Genomic DNA, 21,880 nt, shown 5'->3' with positions numbered 1-21,880 from the left:
ACTGACGCCCGTGCCATCGCGCCCAAAGATCTTGATGAGTGTGGAGGGGATCGCATGACCGTCCCGGTCTTCGAGGAGTACGAGCCCGCTCTCGACTGCGCCTGCGCGGGGTGCGCGGAGCGCCGTCGGGATCTGGCCAGAGGGCTGCCGGTGCGCGCGGGCGGTCACCCGGCCGCGCACGGCGTGCGCAGGGCGCTCGTCCTGGCGACCGCCGCCGGGGTCGCGTTCGGCACGCCGGGGGCCGGTGCCCACGCGGCGCAGGCGGCCGGCCTTCCGGCGGGGACGCCGACGGGGACACCGGCGGGCCTGTCCCAGCTCGACGCGGTGGGGCTGCCGGACACGGCCGACCGGATCGACACGGTGGGCCTGCCGGACATCGCCGACCGGATCGACGCGGTGGCGCTGCCCGCCGCTCCCGACCCGGACACCCCGCAGGGCGGCAGCGGCCCCCTCCACGGCCGCCCGCTGCCGGGCCCCGGCTCCAGCTCGCCTTCGGGGCAGCTCCGTAAGTCCACCCGCGCCGACATCATCAACCGGGCCAAGCGGTGGGTGGACGCGCAGGTGCCGTACAGCATGGAGAAGTACTGGTCGGACGGGTACCGCCAGGACTGCTCCGGCTATGTCTCGATGGCCTGGAACCTCGGGAGCAACGAATGGACGGGCAGCCTCGCGGAGTACGGGGTGAAAATCGACCGCGAGGAACTCCAGCCCGGCGACATGCTGCTCTTCCACAACCCCGCCGACCCCAACAAGGGCTCCCACGTCACGATCTTCGGCGGCTGGACCGACTACACGCACGCGTCGTACGTCGCCTACGAGCAGACCAAGCCGTACACCCGCGCGCAGGCCACGCCCATGGCGTACTGGAGCAACTCCAGCCGCTACGTGCCGTACCGCTACAAGGGGGTGACGGACGACACCGACGGCAAGGGCCCGGACACCGGTACGGGTACGGGGACCGGCGCCGGCAAGCCGACCAGCACCGGCGCGTCGGCCACGTATCCGGGGGCGTCGGCCTTCGGTCCCGGCGCGCACAACAAGTACGTCACACAGCTCGGCCAGATGCTGGTCGAGCGCGGCGGCCGGCGCTTCTACACCCAGGGCCCCGGGCCGAGCTGGGGCGAGGCGGACCGGCGGGCCACCCAGGCGTTCCAGCTCGCGCAGGGCTGGCGCGGCGCGGAGGCGGACGGGCTGCCGGGCCCGGAGACCTGGCGGTATCTGGTGAAGGGGCTGGGCAAGGACATCCCGCCGGCGGGCGCGGGCGCAGCACCTGCGGCCGGACCGGGAGCGGGAGCCGGACTCGCGGGCGGTGCCGGTGCTGGTCCCGGCGCGCAGGGCGGCAGGGGTACGCAGGTGAGCGCCGGGGCGAAGGCGTCGGCGTTTCCCGGCGCCGGGCACTTCCGGCCGGGCCGCTCCAGCGCGTACGTCGCCGAACTCGGCCGGCAGCTCGTGCGCAAGGGCTTCGGCAAGCACTACGTCTCGGGCCCGGGAACGCGATGGACCGAGGCGGACCGGCGCAATGTCGAGGCGTTCCAACGCGCGCAGGGCTGGCGCGGCGCGGAGGCCGACGGCTACCCCGGCCCGCAGACCTGGCGGCGACTCTTCGCATGACGGAGGCAAGAAGGATGACGACGACCTCGCAATCGAACGACGACGTGCCCGACCTGCGGGGCGTGTTCGTCGTACGGCCCGAGTCGTCCCCGGCGGACGCCGGGTACGGAGTGCTGGTGCGGGATCCGGCGGCGGAGGTGGCGGAGCCGACGCACCCGGTGGAGCCGGCCGAGGCGCCGCCCGAGCCGGTCGTCGAACGCGAACGCGAGCCGGAACGCGCATATGAACGCGAATCCGAACGCGAGCCCGAACCGGAGACCGAGGCCGTGGTGGAGGCCGGGCCCGCTGTTCCTTCGACGGTCACCGTCCCCGCATCCATTCCCGACGTACCTGCGGTGATCGCCGCCCCCGCCGTATCCGCCGCGTCCTTCGGTCCGGCGAACGGCGACGGACGCGTCAACAGCGGTCAGCTGCCCCGCTGGAACCCGCTCATCGTGGGGGAGGCCACCCAGGAGATCCCCGTCCATCTTCTCTTCCGTGACGAGGCCGACGCCCTCGAAGCGGCCGGCGGCCCCGCCCGGTCCACCGTCATCGGACGGCGCCGGGGCACCGGCGAGCAGCCCCGGGTGCGGGAGTGGGTACGGGCGCCCGCGCCGGCCCCCGTCCGGCCGCCGCGCGCCGCGCCGCCCTGCGATCCCAGGCTGGCCGAGCGGCCGGGGCCGGCGCTCCCCGGCTGGGCCGCCGTCCTCACCGGGACCGCCGCGCTGCTCGGGTGCGCGGCAGCGGTGTGGTGGGCGGGGGCGCTGCCGGCGGGGGTGAGCGGCGCGCTCCGGCTGCCGTCGCGCCCGTACCACGGGCCGGGCGTCGGGGCCGGGCTCTGGGTGCTGCTCGCGGTCGGTCTGACCGTCGCGCTCCTCGCCTTCGGCGGACTGGGCCGCGGCCGGGTCGGCCAGGCGTGGGTGCTGACGCTCTTCGGCGACTACCGGGGGAGCGTGCGCCGTACGGGACTGCTCTGGATGAGCCCCCTGCTGCTGCGCCGGGGCGTGGACGTACGGCTGCGGCACTGGCGCAGCGAGCCGATGCCTGCGGTCGACTCGAACGGCACCGCGCTGCGCGTCGTCGTGCTGGTGATCTGGCGGGTCGGGGACACCGTACGCGCGGCCCTCGGCGTCCAGGACCACGAGGAGTATCTGCGGGAGCAGGTGGAGGCGGCGATGGCGCGGGTCCTCTCGCAGCTGCCCGCCGACGCGTTCCACGACGAGGCGCCGACCCTGCGCGACGCCGAGGCGGTGGGTGACGCGCTGACGCGGCTGCTGTCGGCGGAGTGCCTGCCGGTGGGGATCGACGTCTTCTCCGCGCAGCCGACCCGGATCGAGTACGCCCCGGAGATCGCCGCGGCCATGCAGCGCAGCCGGATCGCGGCGATCGACGCCCAGCACCGGGACAGCGTGCTGACCTCGGTGGTGGACGCGGTGGACGACACGGTCGGCAGGCTGACTTCGCGCGGGCTGGTCGAACTGGACGACTACGAGCGCAAGGCGCTGGTCAAGGACCTCACCGTCGCGTTCTACACGGGCCGTCAGGGGGGCGGCGAGCGGCTGTGAGACCGGGTCCGGGCGGGGCGCCGGGTGGGGCTCCGGGCGGGGTGCCGGGCGGGGCGCCGCTCCCCGGGCCGCGCGCAATGGCGTGAACCACGAGTGAGCCCCGGGTGAACCCCGGGGCTCCTGTGTCGGTAACAAGCCATGTTTATTGGGGAGTTCGGTGTCGGAGGGGTTTGCCCCCACCGGATTGTGGGGGACCATTTCGACGACGGTCACCGCGCGTAGAACCTTGCGGTGACTGTGTGGTTCGCGCTGTGGTCGCTCCGCGCCGTCCCGGGCGGGGAGCGACGTATCCCCGACAGTTCCCCCAGATTTCCCCCATCTTTCCCCTGTTCCACCCGGATTCCCCCTTCGCGTCCCCATCCCCCCACTTCCGCCCGGAGGTTTTCCGTCATGCGCAGAAGCCTGTCGCTCTCCCTCATATCCGCGGCACTCGCGCTCCCCGCCGTCCTGCTGACCAGCACTCAGGCCCATGCCGCCCCCGCCGACAAGCCGCAGGTGCTCAGCTCCTGGACGCAGACCAGCGCCGCCAGTTACAACGCCTGGGCGGCCGCTCGGGCCAACCCGGGCGCGTGGTCGGCGTACGGGTTCGACTGGTCCACCGACTACTGCTCGAAGTCCCCCGACAACCCCTTCGGCTTCCCCTTCAAGAACTCCTGCGCCCGCCATGACTTCGGCTACCGCAACTACAAGGCGGCCGGCACGTTCAGCGCCAACAAGGCCCGGCTCGACTCGGCCTTCTACGAGGACCTGAAGCGGGTGTGCGCCGCGTACTCGGGCGCGACGAAGGTCTCGTGCACCAGCACGGCGTGGACGTACTACAAGGCGGTCGACATCTTCGGGGTCTCCCCGGCGAACGGGACAGCGGCGTAATCGGGACCCCGCACGGAAAAAAGTGAGGCCCCTCGTTCTCACGAGGGGCCTCACCCTGTCGGTGCGCCGCCAGGGACTCGAACCCCGGACCCGCTGATTAAGAGTCAGCTGCTCTAACCAACTGAGCTAGCGGCGCCTGCTGACTCGAAAATAATACCCGCTGTTCCGGGGTGCTCGGGACCAGCACCCACGCCGTCGTCCCGGTCCTGGTCCGGTCCCGGTCCTAGGGGGGCAGGTCCTAGATCGTCAGGGCCAGCGCCATCGGGGCCGCGCTGCGGTTCAGCGTCTCCGCCGCCGCGCGCAGCCGGTGCATGTTGTCCAGCGGGAGGGAGAGCGCGAGGCAGCCCACCGTGGCCCCCGCCGTCAGCGGGACCGCCGCGCAGACCGTGCCCAGCGCGTACTCCTGGAGGTCCAGTACGGGCATGGTCGCCGGCTGGCTGTCCAGCCGGGAGAGCAGCAGCTGCTCGCTGGTGATCGTCCGCGAGGTGAACCGGGCGATCCGGTGCCGGGCCAGATGGTCCTTGCGGCCGTGGTGGTCCAGCTGGGTCAGCAGGCACTTGCCGATCGCGCTGGCGTGGCCGGTCGCGCGGAAGTCCACGTACTCGTTGACCGCGGGGGTGAGCGGGCCGTCGGAGACCTCCGTGACCCGGATCTCCCCGTCGATGTAGCGGCTGACGTAGACCGCCGCGCCCACGGTGTCGCGCAGCTCGTCGAGGCTGTCCCGCACCCGGGCGGCCAGCGCCTGCTTCCGGTCGGCGCCCGAGCCGAGCAGCGCGAGCGAGTCGCCGATCACATACGCGCCGTCCGGGACCCGCTCCACGTATCCCTCGCGGCGCAGCATCGACAGCAGGGGGACGAGATGACCGGCCGGCAGTCCGCTCTCGCGGGCGATCTGGGTGTCCGTGACGCCGCCGCCGTACTTGGAAACGGTCTCCAGTACGCGCAGGACGTACCGCACCGAGTGGAAGGGCGCGGTCGGCTCCGGCTTCAGCACCACGGTTCCCCCTAGCAGGTTGTGACCGCAAGCTCACGGACCACGATAGCCGCCGGGGGACCGCGACGGGGCCGCTGTGGACCACGGATCCAGGTGCGGCCCAGGGCCCCTGTACTGGGCCGCACTACGCTGGCATATGCCAGACGCATACCACTTCAACAGAGTGTGAGGTCAGAGCCGTGCGGGCGGGAACCGGAGCGCCGCGCGGGTAACCCGCGAGTAGGTTTGCCCGCGCCGGGCGGGCGCGAGGATTTTTCTTGGCGCTCAGCGGAGCGCGGGCTCCGGGATCCGGGCCGCCCCCGCCTCGTACAGCGCGTGCGCGGCGCGCATCACCAGCGCGTCGCCGTGCCGGGCCGCGACCAGCTGCACCCCGATCGGCAGCCCGTCCCCGTCCACCCCGCACGGCACGGTCGCGGCCGGCTGCCGCGTCAGATTGAACGGGTACGTGAACGGTGTCCACGTCGTCCACCGGCGCTGCCCCGAACTGCGCGAGCCCGGCACCCCGCGCGCGCCGGGCGGCGACTCCCGGCCCGCCTCGAACGCGGTGATCGGCAGCGTCGGGGTGACCAGCAGGTCGTACGACGCGTGGAACCTGCCCAGCCGCCGCCCCAGCTCCATCCGCGCGTCCACCGCCTTCAGATAGTCCAGCGCGCTGTACCGCTCGCCCGCCGCGGCGATCTCCCGCAGCCCCGGGTCGAGCAGCGCCCGCCGGTCCTCGCCGTACGGCTGCACCAGCCGGGCCGCGCCGCCGAACCACAGGGTGTGGAAGGTCTCCACGGGATCGGTGATGTCCGGATCGGCCTCCTCGATGTACGCGCCCAGCTCCGCGAGCCGCTCCACCGCCCGCCGTACCGCCGAGGCCACCGCCGGCCGGACCGCCACCTGCCCTCCGAAGGAGGGGGAGTAGGCGATCCGCACCCCCTTCACGCCGTTCACGCCGTCCGTGAGCGTGGAGGTGAGCGGCGCGGCCGGGGCGGGCTGGGACCAGTCGCGCCAGTCGGGGCCGCTGATCACATCCAGCAACAGCGCCGCGTCCGCCGCGTCCCGCGCCATCGGACCGGCGTGCGCGAGCGTGCTGAACGGTCCGGCCGGATACAGCGGTACGCGCCCGTGCGTGGGTTTGAAACCGAAGATCCCGCAGAAGGACGCCGGGATACGGACCGAGCCGCCGCCGTCCGTCCCGATCGACAGCGGAGCCGCGCCCGTCGCCACCGCCGCCGCGCTGCCCCCGCTGGACCCGCCGGAGGTGCGGGAGAGGTCGTACGGATTGCGCGTCACGCCGTTCAGCGGGGAGTCCGTGACGCCCTTCCAGCCGAACTCCGGCGTCGTCGTCTTCCCGACGAGCACCGCGCCGTGCTCGCGCAGCCGCGCCACCGCCGGGGCGTCCTCGGCCCAGGCGCCGGCCGTCCGTACGGTCCGTGAACCGCGCAGGGTGGGGCCGCCGCTCTGGAGGAAGAGGTCCTTCACGGACACCGGCACCCCGTCCAGCAGTCCGTGCGGCTCCTTGTTCCGCCACCGGGCGGCCGACTTCTCGGCCGCGTCGAGCGCCGCCCCGGAGTCGATCCGTACGAACGCGTTGACCAGCGGCTGGACCGTGTCGATCCGGTCCAGCACGGCCCGGACCGCGTCGACGGGGGAGAAGTCGCCGCGCGCGTAGCCGGCCAGCAGCTGATGTGCGGAGAGTCGGGTCAAGTCGGTGAGAAGTGTGTGATCAGTCATGCATGGGGACGTACCCACGTTTCTTGTCCACCACGTTGAGTAGGGGCTTTCCGGCCGACCAAAGTCCGTAAAGCTCTACGAACTGTTCACCCAGACGGTCGCACCACCCCACCGTGTCACCGCTCATGTGCGGGGAGACGATCAGTCCCGGCACGTCCCACAGCGGGCTCCGGGCGTCCAGCGGCTCGTGTTCGAAGACATCGACCGCCGCGCCCGCGATCCACCGCTTCGACACGGCCGCCGCGAGGTCCCTCTCCACGACCTGCCCGCCGCGCCCCACGTTGATGAAGCGCGCCGAGGGCTGCATCAGCCCGAACAGCCGGGCGTCGAACATCCCCTTGGTCGCGTCCGTGAGCGGCGCCGCGCCGATCACCCAGTCGGCCCGGGTGACCAGCCGGTCCAGCTGGTCGGCGCCGTACACCCCGGGGCGGGCCGTACGCCCCGTGACTGCCACGGTCGCGCCGAGGGAGCGCAGCGTACGGGCCACGGTCCGGCCGATCGGGCCCGAGCCGATCACGACGGCGCGGCTGTCCGCGACCCGCAGCCCCTCGCGGTGGCGCCAGCGCCGCTGCCGCTGGAGGTCCAGCGTGCCGGGCAGATCCTTCGCCATGGCGAGCACCAGGGCGGCCACGTACTCGGCGATCGGCTCCTCGAAGATCCCCCGGGCGTTGGTCACGACCGTGTCGGAGGCGACCAGCGGGGGGCAGAGCAGCCGGTCCACCCCGGCGCTCGCGGTGTGCACCCAGCGCGGCCTCGGGCCCTCGCCCGGCCAGGCGTCCCGGACGGCCTCCGAGGTGAAGTCCCAGACCAGCAGGGCGTCGGCGGCCGGCAGTTCGGCGGCGAGCCCGGCCGCGTCGGTGGTACGGATCCGGGCCCGGCCGGTGAGCCGGCCCAGGCGCGGGGACGGCTTGCCGGCGGCGGGGTCCGCTTCGAGCACGAGGAGCGTGGGGAGGTCCGGCCGGGCGGCGTGGACAGGGCGGCCGGAACGGGTTTCGGGCTGCGATGACGGCATATGGATGAGCCCTTCCGCCGTGCGACGTCGGAGAGGTGACGATCGACCACGCTCGCACCCGGCTCCGGCCAACGTCAACAAGCGGCCCGGCCCGGCGTGGCCGGGCCGGAAAGGTCCGGCCGGGAATAACCGGAGTACCCCTCCTGTTGTGCCTGGACTGTACGCAACGCGACGCGCGGAGGGTTTGAACAGGTGGACGAGGCGAGCCGGGGCACCACGGAGAACGGCACGGAAGGCACGGAAGGCACGGACGTCCCGGAGAACACGGGAGACGCGACCGGTGCGGCCGGCACGGACGACGCGATCCGGGGGGTGACGCGCGGCACCGCACCCGTACCCCTGTCCGTACTGGACCTGGTCACCGTGGGCAGCGGCTCCACCGCCGCCCAGGCGCTCCGGACGAGCGCAGAGCTGGCCCGGCTCGCCGAGCGCAGGGGCTACCACCGCCACTGGGTCGCCGAGCACCACTCCATGCCGGGCGTCGCGTCGTCCTCCCCGGCGGTGATCCTCGCGCATCTCGCCGCGCACACCGAGCGCATCAGGCTCGGCTCCGGCGGGGTGATGCTCCCCAACCACGCGCCCCTGGTGATCGCCGAGCAGTTCGGCACCCTGGAGGCGCTCGCCCCGGGCCGCGTCGATCTGGGCCTCGGCCGCGCGCCGGGCACCGACGGGGCGACGGCCGCCGCGCTGCGCCGCTCCGAGCGGCTGAACGAGGGCGCCGACGACTTCCCGCAGCAGCTCGCCGAGCTGATCCGCTTCCTGGACGACGACTTCCCGGACGGCCACCCCTACTCCCGTATCCACGCGGTGCCCGGACCGGTGCAGGGGCCGCCCGGCCGCCCGCCGGTCTGGCTGCTCGGCTCCTCCGGCTTCAGCGCGCGGCTGGCGGGGACGCTGGGGCTGCCGTTCGCCTTCGCGCACCACTTCTCCGCGCAGAACACCGTCCCCGCGCTGGACCTCTACCGCGAGTCCTTCCGCCCCTCCTCGGTACTGGCCGAGCCGTACGCGCTGATCGGCGTCGCTGCCCTGGCCTGCGACGACGAGGCCGAGGCCCGCGCGCAGGTGCTGACCGGCGCCCTGTCCATGCTCCGGCTGCGCACCGGCCGCGCCGGGCTCATCCCGACGCCGGAGGAGGCCGCGGCGTACCCGTACACCGCCATGGAGCGGGACTTCGTGGACGGCTGGCTCACCAACATCGTCCACGGCACCCCGGACGCCGTGCGCGAGGGCCTGAACGACCTTCAGAAGCGCACCGGAGCCGACGAGCTGATGCTCACGGCCAACTCCCACGGCGGCGCGACGCGGCTGCGCAGCTATGACCTGATCGCGGACGCGTACGGCCTGCCGACGGAGTGACGCGGGCCGCGCCGACGGAGTGGCGCGGGCGTGAACGGTCCGCTGTGCGGCGGGCGTTGTCGCAGGTCAGGGCCGATTGTCAGTGCCCCCTCGTAGCGTTCTCGTAGTGGGTGCGGCGGACCGGCCGCCGCACCTCCACGTGGGGGAGAGGTCTGCCATGTCGCGTACGAGGACGTATCTGGAGCTGTCGCAGGACGGCGCCGGGGCACACAAGTTCTACGAGGTGATCGTCGAGGACACCGTCGTCTCCGTGCGGTACGGACGGATCGGCGCCGGCGGCCAGGCCCAGACCTCGTCCTTCCCCACGCGGGCCAAGGCGGAGGCGGCGGCGGCCAAGAAGATCGGCGAGAAGATCCGCAAGGGGTACGCCCCGGCCGTCGAGGGGCAGCGCGCGGCCCGCCCGGTCACCCGCCGTGAGGTCTCCTCGGCGCCCACCACGTCCCGCTCCGTCGCCCCGGTGCTGTGGCGGTTCCGTACGGGCTCGGCGGCGTTCGGCATCCACATCGACGAGGACCACTGCTGGGTGGGCAATCAGGCGGGGGACGTCTACACGCTCAGCCACAGCGGCGAGGTCCTCTCCCGCTACGCGCTCCCCGACGGCGTCAAGTGCCTGGTGGCGGACGACTTCTGGATCTACGCCGGCTGCGACGACGGCAAGGTCTACGACCTCTCGTCCAAGCTGCCCTTCGCCGCGTACGACATCGCGCCGGACGTCGACATCTTCTGGCTGGACATCCACGAGGGCGTGCTGAACGTCTCGGACCACAACGGCGGCCTGACGGTCATCAACCACGAGGACGAGCACCAGTGGGCCCGTAAGTCCACCGGCTCGTACGGCTGGATGGTGCGCGCCGACGACCGCGCCGTCTACCACGGGCACGGCGACGGCGTCACGGCGTACGAGCCGGGCGGCGCCGGGGAGCTGTGGCACACCCGGACGAAGGGCGGGGTGCTCTTCGGCTGGCAGGAGGACGACGCGGTGTACGCGGGCACGTCCAGCCATGTCGTGCAGCGGCTCGCCAAGACCACCGGCGCGATCGAGGCGACCTACCGCTGTGACGGGACGGTCTACTCGTGCGCGACCGCGCCGGACGGGCGCCATGTCTTCGCCGGCGACCGCTCCTCCTCGGTCTACTGCTTCGACGCCGACGGGACACGGCTGTGGAAGCTGGGCACGGGCGGCGGCTCGGCGCTCTCCATGCAGTTCCTGGACGACAAGCTGTACATGGTCACCACCGACGGCACCCTGGTCTGCGTCGACGCGAGCCCCGCCGCGATCGCCGCCGCCCAGGAGGGCACCGTCCCCGTCGCCATGGACGTCAAGTCGGCCGCCGCGCTGCCCACCTACACCCCGGCCACCTCGGTGCGTACGGTCGCGACGGTGAGCGCCGCCCCGGCCGGCGGAGTGGTCGTGGAGTGCGTCGACGCGGGCGGCCGGCTCCGCGTCCAGGTCGTCTCGGACGGCTACGAGCCTTCGTGGAACGTGCAGTTCCCGCGCGGCATACGCGAGGCCGGCACCCGCTATGTGGTCGACTCCCTGCACCCGGCCAGGGCGGGCTTCTACCGGGTGCGCGGCGAGATCAGGCGCCTGGTGTGACGCGACTGGTGTCCAGGGCCACGATCATCTCCGCGATGCGCTCCGGCGCGACCGGACGGGAGAACAGCCAGCCCTGGCCCGTGTCGCAGCCGATCCGCTGGAGACGCGCGGCCTGGCCCGAGGTCTCCACGCACTCGGCGGTGACCGTCAGCCCCAGCCGGTGCGCGAGCTGGACGAGCGCCTCGACGATCGTCTCGTCGGCCGGGCTCGGGTGCACCCCCTCGTCGTAGCGGAAGCCCCGGACGAACGAGCCGTCCAGCTTGAGGACCGACACGGGCAGCCTGCTCAGATACGCGAGATTCGAGTAGCCGGTGCCGAAATCGTCGATGGCGATCCGCACCCCCATGTTGCTCAGCGCCTGGAGCGCCTGGAGCGGGCGGCCCGCGGAGCCCATCACCGCGGACTCGGTCAGCTCCAGTTGCAGCAGGTCGGGCGCGAGCCCCGTCTCGGCGAGGATCCCGGCGACATCCGCGACCAGATCCGAGTCCCAGACCTGCCGGACGGCCACATTGACGCTGACGAAGAGCGGCGCCACGCCCGGGTGGTCCAGCTGCCAGCGGCGCGCCTGGCGGCACGCGGTCCGCAGCACCCACCGCCCGAGCTGCACGATCGAGCCGTCCTCCTCGGCGATCCCGACGAACCGATTCGGCGCGAGAGTCCCGAACTGCGGGTGGTTCCAGCGCACCAGCGCCTCCACCCCGCGCACCACTCCGTCGGCCATCCCCACCAGCGGCTGGTACTGGAGGACGAACTCCTCGCGCTCGACGGCCGGCCGCAGCGTCGAGCTGAGCGCCTGCCGGGTCATCCGGTGGGCGTTGCGCTCCGGGTCGAAGAGCGTCCAGCGCGCCTTGCCGTCCGCCTTCGCCCAGTACAGCGTGGTGTCGGCGGCCTGCATCAGACCGGTCGGCGTGGTGCCTTCGGCCGCGCGCTCCACGACCCCGATCGACGCGGACATCGACAGCCGCTGCCCGGCCAGGTCGAACGGGCGCTGGAGCGCGGCGAGGATCCGGCGGGCGAGGCCGGCGAGCTGCTCCGTACCGGTGGAGTCCTCGACGAGGACCGCGAACTCGTCCCCGCCGAGCCGGGCCACCAGATGGCCCCCGCCGCCGGTGCGGTCGTCGTGCTCGTCGTGCTCGGCGCACTCGGTCAGCCGGCTGGCGACGGCGGCGAGCAGCCGGTCGCCGGTGCGGTGCCCGAGGGTGTCGTTGACGGCCTTGAAACCGTCGAGATCCAGATAGCAGAGACCGATCCGCCCTGTTCTGCCATCCCCCCTGCGGCGCGCGCCGCCGTCCACGACGCCGTCCGCTCTGCTATCGGCCGCGCCGCCCGCGCCGCCACCGGCCCCGGCGTCGCCGTACGGCCGGGTCGCCGGGTCGAAGGCCCCCATGCCGCCCGACGCCGACTCCAGCGCGGAGGCGAGCCGTTCGAAGAACAGGGCCCGGTTCGGCAGCAGGGTCACCGAGTCGTGCATCTGGAGATGGCGCAGCCGCGCCTGGAGTTCGCGCCGGTCGCTGATGTCCGTGACCGACAGCAGGATGTCGCCGCTCCCGGGTACGGGGGCGACGGTCACCTCGGCCCAGACCGTCCGCCCGTCGGCGTGCTTGAGCCGGCGGGTGCAGCGGAACCGGGCGCGCCGGTTGTCCAGCACCTGGCGGTAGGAGTGCCAGGTGCGGCTGTCGGAGGCGAGGTCGACGAGGTCGGCCGCGGGCCGTCGGCGCAGCGCGGCGGGTTCCGTGCCGAGGAGCGCGCCCAGCGCGTCATTGGCGCGGACGACCGCGCCCTCGTGGTCCACGACGGCCATCGCGAGCTGGGCGATCTGGAACGCGGCGCGGTAGTCGCGCGCCGCGGCGGCCGGGCCGGGCGCGGACGCGGTGGTCCCGGCGGACGTGCCGGACACGACGGGTGCGGCGGTCCCGGTCTCGGGTTCGGCCTCCGGCTCCGCCTCGGCTGTGAGTTCTCTACCGAGAACGTGACTCTCCGTCACGGATTGTCGTACGGTGCCGGCCGCCGCGACTGCCGCGGGTCGCGGCCCTTCGGAGGTTCCGCTCACGGCTCGCTCCCGCGGTGCAGTGGTGGCGTACAGGGGGTTCGGGACGGTCAGCCAGAGAAAGTGTGCCGATCATAGAGGTAGGCCGGGTGGCCGTTCCAGCTCCTGGGTCGAGAAGCGGGCCGCGGAAATCCACGGACGAGTGATTGAACGATCGTTTCTGTGCGTCTGGCCTCGGCGGACGCCGAATGGCCCGGTCCGGATCCGAGGTGACTTTCCGTGAGTCCCGGGGTGTCGCCGGGCTGACGGCCCCGCGCGGCGGCACCGGCTGACGGCTCCTCACCCGGGTGGGGCAGCGGAACAGGGCGTATCACCACAAAATCCCACAAGGTGGGAGTGGTGTCCCTCAATCCCGCAGCCGGAGGTCGATGTGGAGCGTCCGCAGCCACCCGGGGCGGGGGAGCGGCCCCGACTGCGCAGGACCGCGGCGGCCCTCACCTCGCTCATGGCGCTCGCCGCCACCTCCCTGGTGGCCGGCTCCGCCGCGGCCGGGACCGCGCGCGGGCCGTGCGCCCTGCCCCGGACCGCCGCGCACCACTCCCTCGGGCTCGACACCTGGAACTCCTCCTACCCGCGCCCCGACCGGGCCCTCGACGCGGTCATGATCTTCCTGTCCTTCCCCGACGCGGAGCCGCTGACCGCTCCGGGCGCGCTGGCCGCCGACCACTTCCCCGCCACCGGCACGTTCTACGAGCGCGCCTCGTACGGCAAGTTCCGGCTGCGCGCGCACCCGCGGCTCCGCTGGCTCCGGATGCCGCGCCCGTCCACCGCGTACGGCATACGGCGCGACTGGGCGCCGGCCCGGCGCACCGCCTATCTGCGCGACGCGCTGGCCGTCGCCGAACGGACGGTCGACTTCTCGCGGTACGACATCGTCTACTTCGTCGCCGACCCGGACGCGCCGGGCGTCGACTCGGACGCCACGAAGGTGGTCAACTTCGAACGGCCGATGCGGGCGGGCGGGACGGACATCAAGCGCGTCGTCACCGTCTTCGAACGGCATCCCCCCGACCGCAATGTGCTGGCCCACGAGACCGGGCACATCTTCGACCTGGCGGATCTCTACCACCGGCCCATGGACGGCAAGGGCGACTGGGACACCTACGTGGGCGACTGGGACGTGATGGGCAGCCAGTTCGGGCTGGCCCCCGACCTCTTCGGCTGGCACAAGTGGAAGCTGGGCTGGCTGGACCGGCGCCAGGTCAGCTGTGTATCGCCGGCCGGCACCAGCCTGCTCACCCTGGAGCCGATCTCCGCCCCGGCCTCCGTCGCCGGCGCCGCCGGGACCCGGCTCGCGGTCGTCCGTACCGGCAAGGACACGGCGCTGGCCATCGAGGCGCGCGCCGCCACCGGCAACGATGTCCACACCTGCACCGAGGGGGTGCTGATCTACCGCGTACGGGGCTCCACCGCCTCGGGCGGCGGCCCGGTGGAGGTCGTCGACACCCATCCGCGCAGCGAGGCGTGCCCCGACCGGTCGGTCTACCCGCAGCTGGCGGACGCGCCGCTGGGCGTCGGCGAGACCTTCACGGTGCCGGGTGAGGGAACACGGGTGCAGGTGGAGGACCGTACGGCGACGGGCGCGTGGACGGTGAAGATCACCCCGAACCCATGACAGCCGGCGCCGCGAGCCGACCCCGTGACATACGGCATACGCGAGAAGCCCCTCACCAAGGTGAGGGGCTTCTCGTTGTCGGTGCGCCGCCAGGGACTCGAACCCCGGACCCGCTGATTAAGAGTCAGCTGCTCTAACCAACTGAGCTAGCGGCGCCTGCTGACGTCGTAGACCTTAGCATCCGGATCGCCGCGAGGAAAAATCGATATCGCCAGGGCCGTCCGGGTGTCGGTCCCGGGCCGTTCCGGGGGCGTTTCAGGTGGTCAGGGCGGTACGCGCGGCGGCCCGCGCGGCCCGTACGCACGCCCAGAGCAGCACCTCGGGGCCGGGCAGCCATGGATGCCGGGTGTCGGGGGCGACCAGCCAGCGCGGACCCGCCGCCGGGCCCGGCGTCAGCGGCGGTACGGTCACGGCGTCACCGGCGCCGTGGCAGAGCAGCGGCGGCGGCGCGCTGCCCCGGCCGCTGCCCCACTCCTCCCAGGACAGCAGCGACGGCAGCCGCTGCGCGGTGCCCGGCGCGGCGAACAGGAGCGTACGGCTCCGGTGCTCGGCGACCGGCCCCGAGCCGGGCCCGTCGCACCACAGCCGGTCCAGCATCCGGCGGCCGAACACGACCGGGGCGCTCACCACGTCGAAGGCGGAGCCGCACGGCAGCACACTCGGCGCGGCGGGCCGGGCGGCCCAGAGGGAACGGGTCGCGCGGGGGTACGGTCCGGCGGACGCCAGCCACTCGGCTCCGGCGGGGGTGACGTAGGCGGTCTGGTGGCGGCTCTCGTCACGGAGAAGGCCGAGGATGTCGGGGCGACGGTGGGGGGATTCGTCTCGCAGCCATGCGCTCATACGTTCATGTCTACCGGGAGTGACGATCCTGCTCCCGAGAGTTTCCGAAAACCGGGACGGGACGGTACGCATGCGCGTAACCTGCGCCCCGGCATATGCCAGGCGGCTGGCGCGCGCACCGGTTTGCCGCGCCTACCGGCCGCCGCCCTCGCGCCCACCGGTCCGCCGCCCCTCCCGGGTGCGGCCCCCGCTCAACGCCCGTTCGCGGCCCCGCCCGCCCCGCCCTCGCCGCTGAGCAGCTCCCGGCCGAACTCGACCATCTTCTTCGCGTAGTCCTCGGTCCACTCCGCGCGCAGCGCGATGTCCGCGGTCGTCAGCCGGTCGAACCGCCGCGGATCCGCGAGCTGGGCCGCGGCCACGGCCTGGAACTCCACCGCCCGGTCCGTCGCCGCCCGGAACGCGAGCGTCAGCTCGGTCGCGCGGGACAGCAGCTCGGCCGGATCCTCGATGGATTCCAGATCGAAGAAGTGCTCCGGATCGGCGGCCGCCTCCGACGGCTCGAAGAGCAGCGGCGCGGGACGCGTCCGCCGCTCACTCCGCTCGGCATCCGCCATGTGGTTCCTCCTGCTCGTACGGGTACCGGCCCCATGGGCCACCGTCCATTGTCCAACCCGGCGCAAGGGGGCCTCCGGATCCGGCCGGGTCCGGGCCTCGGTTCCGCTTACGGACGCCAGCTCACGCGGTGTTCGGCGAGTTCCGCCAGGACCGCGTGGTTGGCCTCCCAGCCGTCCGGGAACTTCACCGTCACGCCCAGCTGGACCGGCTCCGTCGACGGGTGTTCGTCGAGCAGCTCCGCGACGCCCGCGCGGCAGACCACGACGCAGGCGTGGCGGTGCCGGGAGGCGAGGACGCAGAGCCGGCCCGTCTCCAGATGGAATGCCGTCGCGTCCGGGCGGCCCGAGAGGGGGTGCAGCACGACCGTCACATCGAACTCGCGGCCCTGGAGCCGGTTCGCCGTGTCCACCGCCACCCCGCTCACCCCCAGCCCGGCCAGCGCCGCGCGGACCGCCGCCGCCTGGTCGCGGTGGGCCGTGCCGACCGCGATCCGGTCCGCCGTCACCGGCACCGGATCCGGCGACCGCTCGCTCGTCGCCGCCGCGCCCCGGTCCAGCAGTCTGCGCACGACCTGGGCCACCGCCCGTACCGCCTCCGGGTCCGTACGGGGTGTGTGCCGGGCCGGCAGTTCCAGCAGGCCCCAGCCCGACTCGGCCGCCTCGTCCAGCACCCGGTCCGGGCCCGAACCGTCCGACGCCACCCCGAACGCGAGCCGCCGGTCGCCCGGGCCCGTACCGCTGCGGAACGGGGTGTACGGATAGAACGCGCCCGACACCAGCGGCGCGGCCGACGCGGGCAGCCGCCACGAGACGGGCAGCCGGTGCTGCGGCAGCTCCGGGTTGTGCGCCAGGAGCGTCGACACGGCGCTCGCCGACGGGTCGTAGGACAGCCCCGCCCACTGGTCCGCGCCCACCACGCTGAACGGGTCCAGCTGGCCCGGGTCCCCCACGAACAGCGCGCGCTCGAAGAGCCCCGCGACGGCGAGCAGCGCGTCCGACCGCATCTGGTACGCCTCGTCCACGATCGCGTGCCGCCAGGGCTCGGTTACCCGCACATGCGCCCACTTCGCGGCCGTCGACACGACGACGTCCAGCCCCGCGAGGTCCGCGGCCTTCGCCGACTTCCGTACGGAGGGCAGCGCGTCCAGCGCCTTGTCGTACGGATCGGCGTCATTGCTGTGCAGTCGGCCGACCGGCAGTTCGGCGTTCTTCTCCGCGAGCCGCACGACGAGATCGTCCACCTGCGCGTTCGTCTGCGCGACGACCATCAGCGGGCGCCCGGCCGCCGCCAGCTCCAGCGCGGCCCGCACGACGAGCGTCGACTTCCCGGCCCCGGGCGGCGAGTCGACGACGATGCCGCGGTGGGGGCTGTGGAGCGTGTCGCGGAGGATCGCCTCGGTCGCGAGACCGGCGGCGACGGCGGGATCGGCGGGGCCGGCAGGGGCGGTCGGGGGCATCTGGGCTCCGGGGCGTGGTCGGTTCGGGTTCGGGGAAGGGCTTGGTGTTTTTTACGGCCCCACGCCGGGAAGCGCGTCTCCCGGCGGTGCCGGCGGGCCGCCATGGGTCCAGGGGGTCTCCTCCGGAGCCGGGAGCTTCGGGCCCCCGCGCTGGTCGTGCTCGAAGAGGGTCCAGGCGATGCGGTCGCCCTTGGCCGGCACGGAGCCCGGGGCCGGTTCCCGGCCGCGGCCCATGCGGTCCAGCAGCCGCAGGACGAGCACGCCGTCGGCGGGCACTGCGTGGACGAACTCCGCGGACTGGGGCTTGCCGTCCAGGGAGCGGTAGACCTTTGTGCCGGCGGTCAGCCTCGGGTCGTCGTCGGTGCGGACGGTCAGGAGAGGCCGGGGGCTCGGGCGTTTGGTCTCGGTGTAGGCCATGACGGCCTCCGTCACCTCGCAGAGGAACGCCTCGCCGGAGAGCCGGCGGCCCGCCAGCACCAGCGGATCGTCCAGCGCCTCCTGGGCGTCCAGCTGCGCCTGCGCCGTCTCGCGGGACGCCAGCTTCTGCGCGGCCGTGACCGCGTCGTCGTGGCGCGGCTGCGGCGGCTCGCCCGCGCGGACCCGGTCGCGGTGGCCGGTGAAGGACCAGCGGTCGCGGGTCCAGCGGTCGCCGACGCGCGGCCCCTCCGGCAGCTCCCGCAGCAGGTCGAGGCTGTGCCAGACCGCGTCCCAGGTCGGCCGCATGACGGCGGCCAGCAGCTCGCGGATCCGCCGCTCCGCCGCGGTCAGCCGGGCGAGCTGCTCCTCCGCGCCCGGTCCGTCCTCGGCCGCCGCGAGCGCCTGGCGGGCGCGGTCGTACGCTTCGATGGCCGGGGCCAGCAGCCGGTTGTCGAAGGCGGGGTCCGTCGCCGGGCCCGCGGGCGGGCACCGCAACTGGCCCTCCCGGTCCCGGTCCAGCTCCGCGTGGAGCGCGGCCTCCGCGCCGGAGGCTCCCGCCGGGGCGTCGAGCCAGGCGAGCAGCGCGCCGAGGTGCTGGTCCTCCAGGCTGGACTGGCCGGTCGCCCAGTGCCGGTTGAGCAGATCGGTCGTCGCGAGCAGCAGGGACGACCCGGGCACCCGGGCGCGCTCGCCGTAGTGCGTGAGCCAGCGGCCGAGCAGCGGCACGCGCGGGGGCGCGGGGTACGGCGCGTCCGGGTCGTCCTCGGCGGTGCGGCGGAACCGCATGGACCGGCCCAGCAGCCGGACGAAGTCGATACCGGGCCGGCTCGGCACGATCAGCTGCGGCGCGTCCACGCACAGCTCGACCTCGACCTTGACCCGCTTGCCGGTCTCCGGGTCGGTCTCGTTCCGCTCGGCGGGCTCGACGACATCGGCGTGGGCGTCCAGATGCGGCAGGACGGCCTCGGCCAGCTCACCGAGGAACGCGAACCGCAGATCGCGGTCGCGCGGCTGCGCGACCGCGAGCAGCCGGGGCGCGTCCCGGTCCGTACCGACGAGCGCGCCGAGCGGGGCGCCGGCCTCGCCCGAGGTGCTGAGCGGGACGAGCACGAGCGGCCGGTCGGAGATACGGCGGTGCCGGACGGTGGCCAGCGGCTGGGCCCGCCCGCTGTGCACCGCCTCCAGCCGGGCCAGGGTGCCGATCAGCGACATGCCGCCACCCCCGTCGTGCCCGTCACATCGGCTTGGGCGGAGCCCAGGGCCTTCGTCCGGGCAGAGCCCAGGGCCTCCGCCCGCAGCGCCGCCGCCCTGCGCAGCGCCGCGACCGTCGGGTCGGCCGGGTCGCCCGCCTCGCCGTGCGCCGCCGCGAGGACCTCGGCGACGGTCGTCAGACCGCCCAGCTCGCCCCGTACGCTCCGGCCCAGCGCCTCCACCGCGCCCGCCTCGCGGGCCCGGGAGCGGCAGTGGAAGGCCAGTTCGCAGGCGGCCAGGCACTCGGGCGCGTAGGCCGCGGCGACGGATTCGACGGCGGTGGTCAGCTCCTCGCCGGTGCGGGCGCCCACATCGAACGTGGTGCCCTCGGGCAGCGCGGCGGCGATGTCCTCGATCCGGGTCAGCCGGGCCAGTTGACGGCGCGTCACCGACAACTGCTTCCGTACGTCCACGACGGACGCGGTCGGCAGGTTCGAGAAGTCCATCGGGCAGACCAGCAGGACGCGGTCACCGACCTCGGCGCCCCGGGTGCGGGCGGCGACCCGGTCCAGGGCCAGGACGTACACCGCGGCCTGCCGCGCCGCCGCGCCGACCTTCGCCGCGTCGGCGGAACCGTCGATCATCGGGAAGGACTTGATCTCCACGACCGTCCACCGGCCGTCGGGGCGCACCACGACCGCGTCCGGCTCCAGATACGCGGGCGAGCCGGCGACCTCCAGGGCGAGCAGCGGATGGTCCAGCAGCGCCCAGGCGCCCGCCTCGGTGGCCTCCCGCAGGGCCAGCGCCGTACGGGCCGTACGCCCCTCGGGACCGGCCGCCGAGAGGTCGGGGACGAGCACCTCGCCGGGCTCGGGCGCCGGGACCCCGTCGCCGAGGCGCTCGGCGAGGAGGCGCATCAGCTCCGTACCGCCGTCGGCCTTGACCTTCGCCTCGAACGCGTTCCCGCGCATGAAGGCGAACTGGGACTGGCCGAACGGCGCGGGCGAGCCGAGCGCCGCCGCGAGCGCCGACTTGTCGACCCCGGCGCCGTCCAGCAGGGCGCGCCGCCGGCAGCCGGGGTTGGCGGCGAGGGCGGCCAGCGCGCGGGCGTCCAGCGGATGCGGCGCGACGGCGGGACCGCGCAGCTCAGCGAGTCGCCGCCGGAGTGTCGTCCGCCGCGGAGGCGCTGCTGCCATCGCCGCTGCCACCGCTGACGACGCCACTGACGCCGTCGTCGGCGCTGTTGGCGCGGGTCCGCTGCTCAGGGAATCGCTCACCCGCGGAAGTCTCGCATCCGGCACTGACAATCGGGGCGGAACGCGGGGCGGAGGCTGTGGACGACCGTGCCGGCGACGCGGACGGCACGCCCTGCGCGGCGGTGTTCTCCGTCGTCACCCGGGCACCGGAAGTGGCTCCGGTCCTGGTCCCCGCCCAGGCCCGCGCGCGGGCCGCCGCGCGCATCCCCGGCGCGGTCAGCAGCGCGCCCAGGCCCATCACCGCGCAGCCCGCGACCGCGTCCAGGAAGTAGTGGTTGGCGGTCCCCATCACCACCACCGTGATCAGCAGCGGATACGCCAGGCCCAGCCACCGGACCAGCGGCGTACGGGCGTGCCTCCACAGCAGCAGCCCGCACCACAGGGCCCAGCCGACGTGCAGGCTCGGCATCGCCGCGTACTGGTTGGTCATACCGCCGAGCCCGCGCGGCGCGCTCGCCTCGGCGCCCCACCAGCCGTACGAGCTGTACTGCGCCATCGTGTCGACGAACCCGTGCCCGGCGTCGAGCAGCCGGGGCGGGCAGGTGGGCAGGAGGGTGAAGCCGACGAGGCCGAGGAGCGTGGAGAGCATCAGCCAGGTACGGGCCGCCCGGTAGGCGGCGGGCCGGCGGCGGAAGATCCAGATCAGCACGGCCGGAGTGACGAGATAGTGCAGCGAGGCATAGATGAAGTCGGCGGGTATCCCGATCGCCGGGGTGCTGGTGAAGAGCCGGTTGAGCGGGTGCTCGGCGTTGAGGAGGAACATCTTCTCTATGCGCAGGATCGCCAGCCCGTGATCGACCGCCGTCGACACATCGCCACGGGCCAGCAGCCGGCCGCCCGAGTACGCGCCGTACACCACGACTATCAGGAGCAGTTCGGTCCACCAGCGGGGCAGGGTCCTGGGACCCGGGCTGGGCAGCGGTCCGCTGGTCGCGCTGGCGCTGTACGGCATTCGGGACGGTCTCCATCATGTTTTCGTGCAGCGGTCGGCCGACGTTCAACCGTACGGTGTAGGCGCTCACGCCCCCCCGGCCGGGTGGTGTCTCGATCGGCTGTACGGCTGGGACACTTTCCGGCTGCCATGAGGGACGTCCGTATCCCCCTGAAGGTTGCCTCTTATTCAGGTGCGTGATGATGGAACGGCACCCGTAGGTGCACCCGTATTGAACTCAGGGAGTACCACCATGGCACCGCGCATCCTGCTCGCCCGGCACGGCCAGACGGCCTGGTCACTGTCCGGAAAGCACACCGGCAGGACGGACATCCCCCTCCTTGAGGAGGGGCGTCGCGGCGCGAAACTGCTCGGTGAGCGGCTGCACCGCGAGCCCTGGGCGGGCCTCAAGGACATGGAAGTACGCACCAGCCCCCTGGCCCGCGCCGCCGAGACCTGCGCGCTCGCGGGCTTCGGGGAGCGGGCCGAGCCGTGGGACGCGCTGATGGAGTTCGACTACGGCGCGTACGAGGGCATGACGCCGGACGACATCAAGGCGGACCGGCCGGACTGGCTCATCTGGCGCGACGGCGTCCCGGACGGCGAGACGCTGGCGCAGGTCTCCGGGCGGGCCGACGAGGTCGTCGACTGGGCGCGCTCGGCCGACCGCGATGTGCTGGTCTTCGCGCACGGCCACATCCTGCGCGTGATCGCCGCCCGCTGGCTGGGCGAGGACATCTCCTTCGCGGCCCGCGTCCGGCTCGACCCGACCTCGCTGTCGGTGCTCGGCTGGGCGTACGGCAACACCGCGATCCACGTGTGGAACGACACCGGGCACCTCACGCCGTAAGGCGTAAGGCCGTAAGGCG

General features: G+C 73.6%; 16 protein-coding genes, 2 tRNA genes and 1 pseudogene. 7 read left to right on the top strand and 12 right to left on the bottom strand.

Going from position 1 to position 21,880, the window contains the following annotated elements; genetic code table 11:
- Positions 1–54 precede the first annotated feature (54 nt).
- From DVK44_RS10240 to DVK44_RS10230, 3 genes are all read left to right on the top strand, one after another.
- Positions 55–1,611, top strand: coding sequence for a peptidoglycan-binding protein (locus DVK44_RS10240; protein WP_114659391.1), 1,557 nt, complete (start codon positions 55–57; stop codon positions 1,609–1,611).
- A 14-nt stretch (positions 1,612–1,625) separates the two neighbouring features.
- On the top strand, positions 1,626–3,155 hold the full coding sequence (locus DVK44_RS10235; RefSeq protein ID WP_408055304.1) for an SPFH domain-containing protein: 1,530 nt from the start codon (positions 1,626–1,628) through the stop codon (positions 3,153–3,155).
- 390 nt (positions 3,156–3,545) lie between these two features.
- Positions 3,546–4,025, top strand: coding sequence for a phospholipase (locus tag DVK44_RS10230; protein WP_114659389.1), 480 nt, complete (start codon positions 3,546–3,548; stop codon positions 4,023–4,025).
- Between the two features lie 62 nt (positions 4,026–4,087).
- Here the strand turns inward: DVK44_RS10230 and DVK44_RS10225 are convergent.
- The 4 genes from DVK44_RS10225 to DVK44_RS10210 all read right to left on the bottom strand — a co-directional run bounded on the left by DVK44_RS10225 (position 4,088) and on the right by DVK44_RS10210 (position 7,750).
- Positions 4,088–4,161 (bottom strand) — tRNA-Lys (locus DVK44_RS10225).
- A 102-nt stretch (positions 4,162–4,263) separates the two neighbouring features.
- Positions 4,264–5,022: an IclR family transcriptional regulator gene (locus DVK44_RS10220; protein WP_114659388.1), complete on the bottom strand. Its 759-nt coding sequence runs from the start codon at positions 5,020–5,022 to the stop codon at positions 4,264–4,266.
- 261 nt (positions 5,023–5,283) lie between these two features.
- The gene (locus DVK44_RS10215) at positions 5,284–6,738 is read right to left on the bottom strand and encodes an amidase (RefSeq protein WP_114659387.1); all 1,455 of its coding nucleotides are present in this window, start codon (positions 6,736–6,738) and stop codon (positions 5,284–5,286) included.
- Complete coding sequence (locus DVK44_RS10210; protein ID WP_114659386.1) at positions 6,731–7,750, bottom strand: D-2-hydroxyacid dehydrogenase; 1,020 nt, start codon at positions 7,748–7,750, stop codon at positions 6,731–6,733. The genes DVK44_RS10215 and DVK44_RS10210 overlap by 8 nt, the downstream gene beginning before the upstream one ends.
- A 303-nt stretch (positions 7,751–8,053) precedes the next feature.
- Between DVK44_RS10210 and DVK44_RS10205 the strand changes: the two genes are divergently transcribed.
- Positions 8,054–9,106 (top strand): LLM class flavin-dependent oxidoreductase, encoded by a 1,053-nt coding sequence (locus DVK44_RS10205; RefSeq protein ID WP_228447591.1) that lies wholly within the window; start codon positions 8,054–8,056, stop codon positions 9,104–9,106.
- Positions 9,107–9,263: 157 nt separating this feature from the next.
- A complete protein-coding gene (locus tag DVK44_RS10200) occupies positions 9,264–10,703 on the top strand; it encodes a WGR domain-containing protein (protein ID WP_114659384.1) in 1,440 nt (479 codons plus the stop codon).
- Here DVK44_RS10200 and DVK44_RS10195 read toward each other — a convergent pair.
- Complete coding sequence (locus tag DVK44_RS10195; protein WP_228447069.1) at positions 10,687–12,753, bottom strand: putative bifunctional diguanylate cyclase/phosphodiesterase; 2,067 nt, start codon at positions 12,751–12,753, stop codon at positions 10,687–10,689. The genes DVK44_RS10200 and DVK44_RS10195 overlap by 17 nt on opposite strands.
- Positions 12,754–13,120: 367 nt before the next feature.
- On the opposite strand from DVK44_RS10195, the gene DVK44_RS10190 reads away from it, so the two are divergent.
- On the top strand, positions 13,121–14,365 hold the full coding sequence (locus DVK44_RS10190) for a M6 family metalloprotease domain-containing protein (protein ID WP_114659383.1): 1,245 nt from the start codon (positions 13,121–13,123) through the stop codon (positions 14,363–14,365).
- Positions 14,366–14,447: 82 nt separating this feature from the next.
- On the opposite strand, the gene DVK44_RS10185 is transcribed toward DVK44_RS10190, so the two are convergent.
- From DVK44_RS10185 to DVK44_RS10155, 7 genes and pseudogenes are all read right to left on the bottom strand, one after another.
- A tRNA-Lys gene (locus DVK44_RS10185) sits at positions 14,448–14,521 on the bottom strand.
- Positions 14,512–15,205 (bottom strand): annotated as a pseudogene (locus tag DVK44_RS10180) (bifunctional DNA primase/polymerase). Before DVK44_RS10180 ends, DVK44_RS10185 begins: the two are co-directional and overlap by 10 nt.
- A gap of 191 nt (positions 15,206–15,396) precedes the next feature.
- Positions 15,397–15,759, bottom strand: a complete 363-nt coding sequence (locus tag DVK44_RS10175; protein WP_114659381.1) for a hypothetical protein — start codon at positions 15,757–15,759, stop codon at positions 15,397–15,399.
- A 107-nt stretch (positions 15,760–15,866) separates the two neighbouring features.
- On the bottom strand, positions 15,867–17,216 hold the full coding sequence (locus DVK44_RS10170; protein ID WP_114659380.1) for an AAA family ATPase: 1,350 nt from the start codon (positions 17,214–17,216) through the stop codon (positions 15,867–15,869).
- A 51-nt stretch (positions 17,217–17,267) separates the two neighbouring features.
- On the bottom strand, positions 17,268–18,845 hold the full coding sequence (locus tag DVK44_RS10165; RefSeq protein WP_114659379.1) for a hypothetical protein: 1,578 nt from the start codon (positions 18,843–18,845) through the stop codon (positions 17,268–17,270).
- On the bottom strand, positions 18,836–20,020 hold the full coding sequence (locus DVK44_RS10160; protein ID WP_114659378.1) for a hypothetical protein: 1,185 nt from the start codon (positions 20,018–20,020) through the stop codon (positions 18,836–18,838). Before DVK44_RS10160 ends, DVK44_RS10165 begins: the two co-directional genes overlap by 10 nt.
- Positions 19,971–21,032: a phosphatase PAP2 family protein gene (locus DVK44_RS10155; RefSeq protein WP_114659377.1), complete on the bottom strand. Its 1,062-nt coding sequence runs from the start codon at positions 21,030–21,032 to the stop codon at positions 19,971–19,973. The genes DVK44_RS10160 and DVK44_RS10155 overlap by 50 nt, the downstream gene beginning before the upstream one ends.
- A gap of 232 nt (positions 21,033–21,264) precedes the next feature.
- Here DVK44_RS10155 and DVK44_RS10150 point away from each other — a divergent pair, with 232 nt between their 5' ends.
- Entirely contained in the window at positions 21,265–21,861 is a 597-nt protein-coding gene (locus DVK44_RS10150) for a histidine phosphatase family protein (RefSeq protein ID WP_114659376.1), read from the top strand.
- Positions 21,862–21,880 lie beyond the last annotated feature (19 nt).

The organism is Streptomyces paludis (assembly GCF_003344965.1).
GTDB lineage: Bacteria > Actinomycetota > Actinomycetes > Streptomycetales > Streptomycetaceae > Streptomyces > Streptomyces paludis.
The sequence above is the reverse complement of the archived record's forward strand: the minus strand, read 5'-3'. Positions and strand labels throughout refer to the sequence as shown.

What these genes read in the sequence shown, in the direction of transcription:
- DVK44_RS10200 (WP_114659384.1), top strand. Translation starts at nt 9,264, where the DNA reads ATGTCGCGTACGAGGACGTATCTGGAGCTGTCGCAGGACGGCGCCGGG.
- DVK44_RS10160 (WP_114659378.1), bottom strand. Translation starts at nt 20,020, where the DNA reads ATGGCAGCAGCGCCTCCGCGGCGGACGACACTCCGGCGGCGACTCGCT.
- DVK44_RS10240 (WP_114659391.1), top strand. Translation starts at nt 55, where the DNA reads ATGACCGTCCCGGTCTTCGAGGAGTACGAGCCCGCTCTCGACTGCGCC.
- DVK44_RS10215 (WP_114659387.1), bottom strand. Translation starts at nt 6,738, where the DNA reads ATGACTGATCACACACTTCTCACCGACTTGACCCGACTCTCCGCACAT.
- DVK44_RS10155 (WP_114659377.1), bottom strand. Translation starts at nt 21,032, where the DNA reads ATGCCGTACAGCGCCAGCGCGACCAGCGGACCGCTGCCCAGCCCGGGT.
- DVK44_RS10230 (WP_114659389.1), top strand. Translation starts at nt 3,546, where the DNA reads ATGCGCAGAAGCCTGTCGCTCTCCCTCATATCCGCGGCACTCGCGCTC.
- DVK44_RS10150 (WP_114659376.1), top strand. Translation starts at nt 21,265, where the DNA reads ATGGCACCGCGCATCCTGCTCGCCCGGCACGGCCAGACGGCCTGGTCA.
- DVK44_RS10175 (WP_114659381.1), bottom strand. Translation starts at nt 15,759, where the DNA reads ATGGCGGATGCCGAGCGGAGTGAGCGGCGGACGCGTCCCGCGCCGCTG.
- DVK44_RS10170 (WP_114659380.1), bottom strand. Translation starts at nt 17,216, where the DNA reads ATGCCCCCGACCGCCCCTGCCGGCCCCGCCGATCCCGCCGTCGCCGCC.
- DVK44_RS10210 (WP_114659386.1), bottom strand. Translation starts at nt 7,750, where the DNA reads ATGCCGTCATCGCAGCCCGAAACCCGTTCCGGCCGCCCTGTCCACGCC.
- DVK44_RS10235 (WP_408055304.1), top strand. Translation starts at nt 1,626, where the DNA reads ATGACGACGACCTCGCAATCGAACGACGACGTGCCCGACCTGCGGGGC.
- DVK44_RS10165 (WP_114659379.1), bottom strand. Translation starts at nt 18,845, where the DNA reads ATGTCGCTGATCGGCACCCTGGCCCGGCTGGAGGCGGTGCACAGCGGG.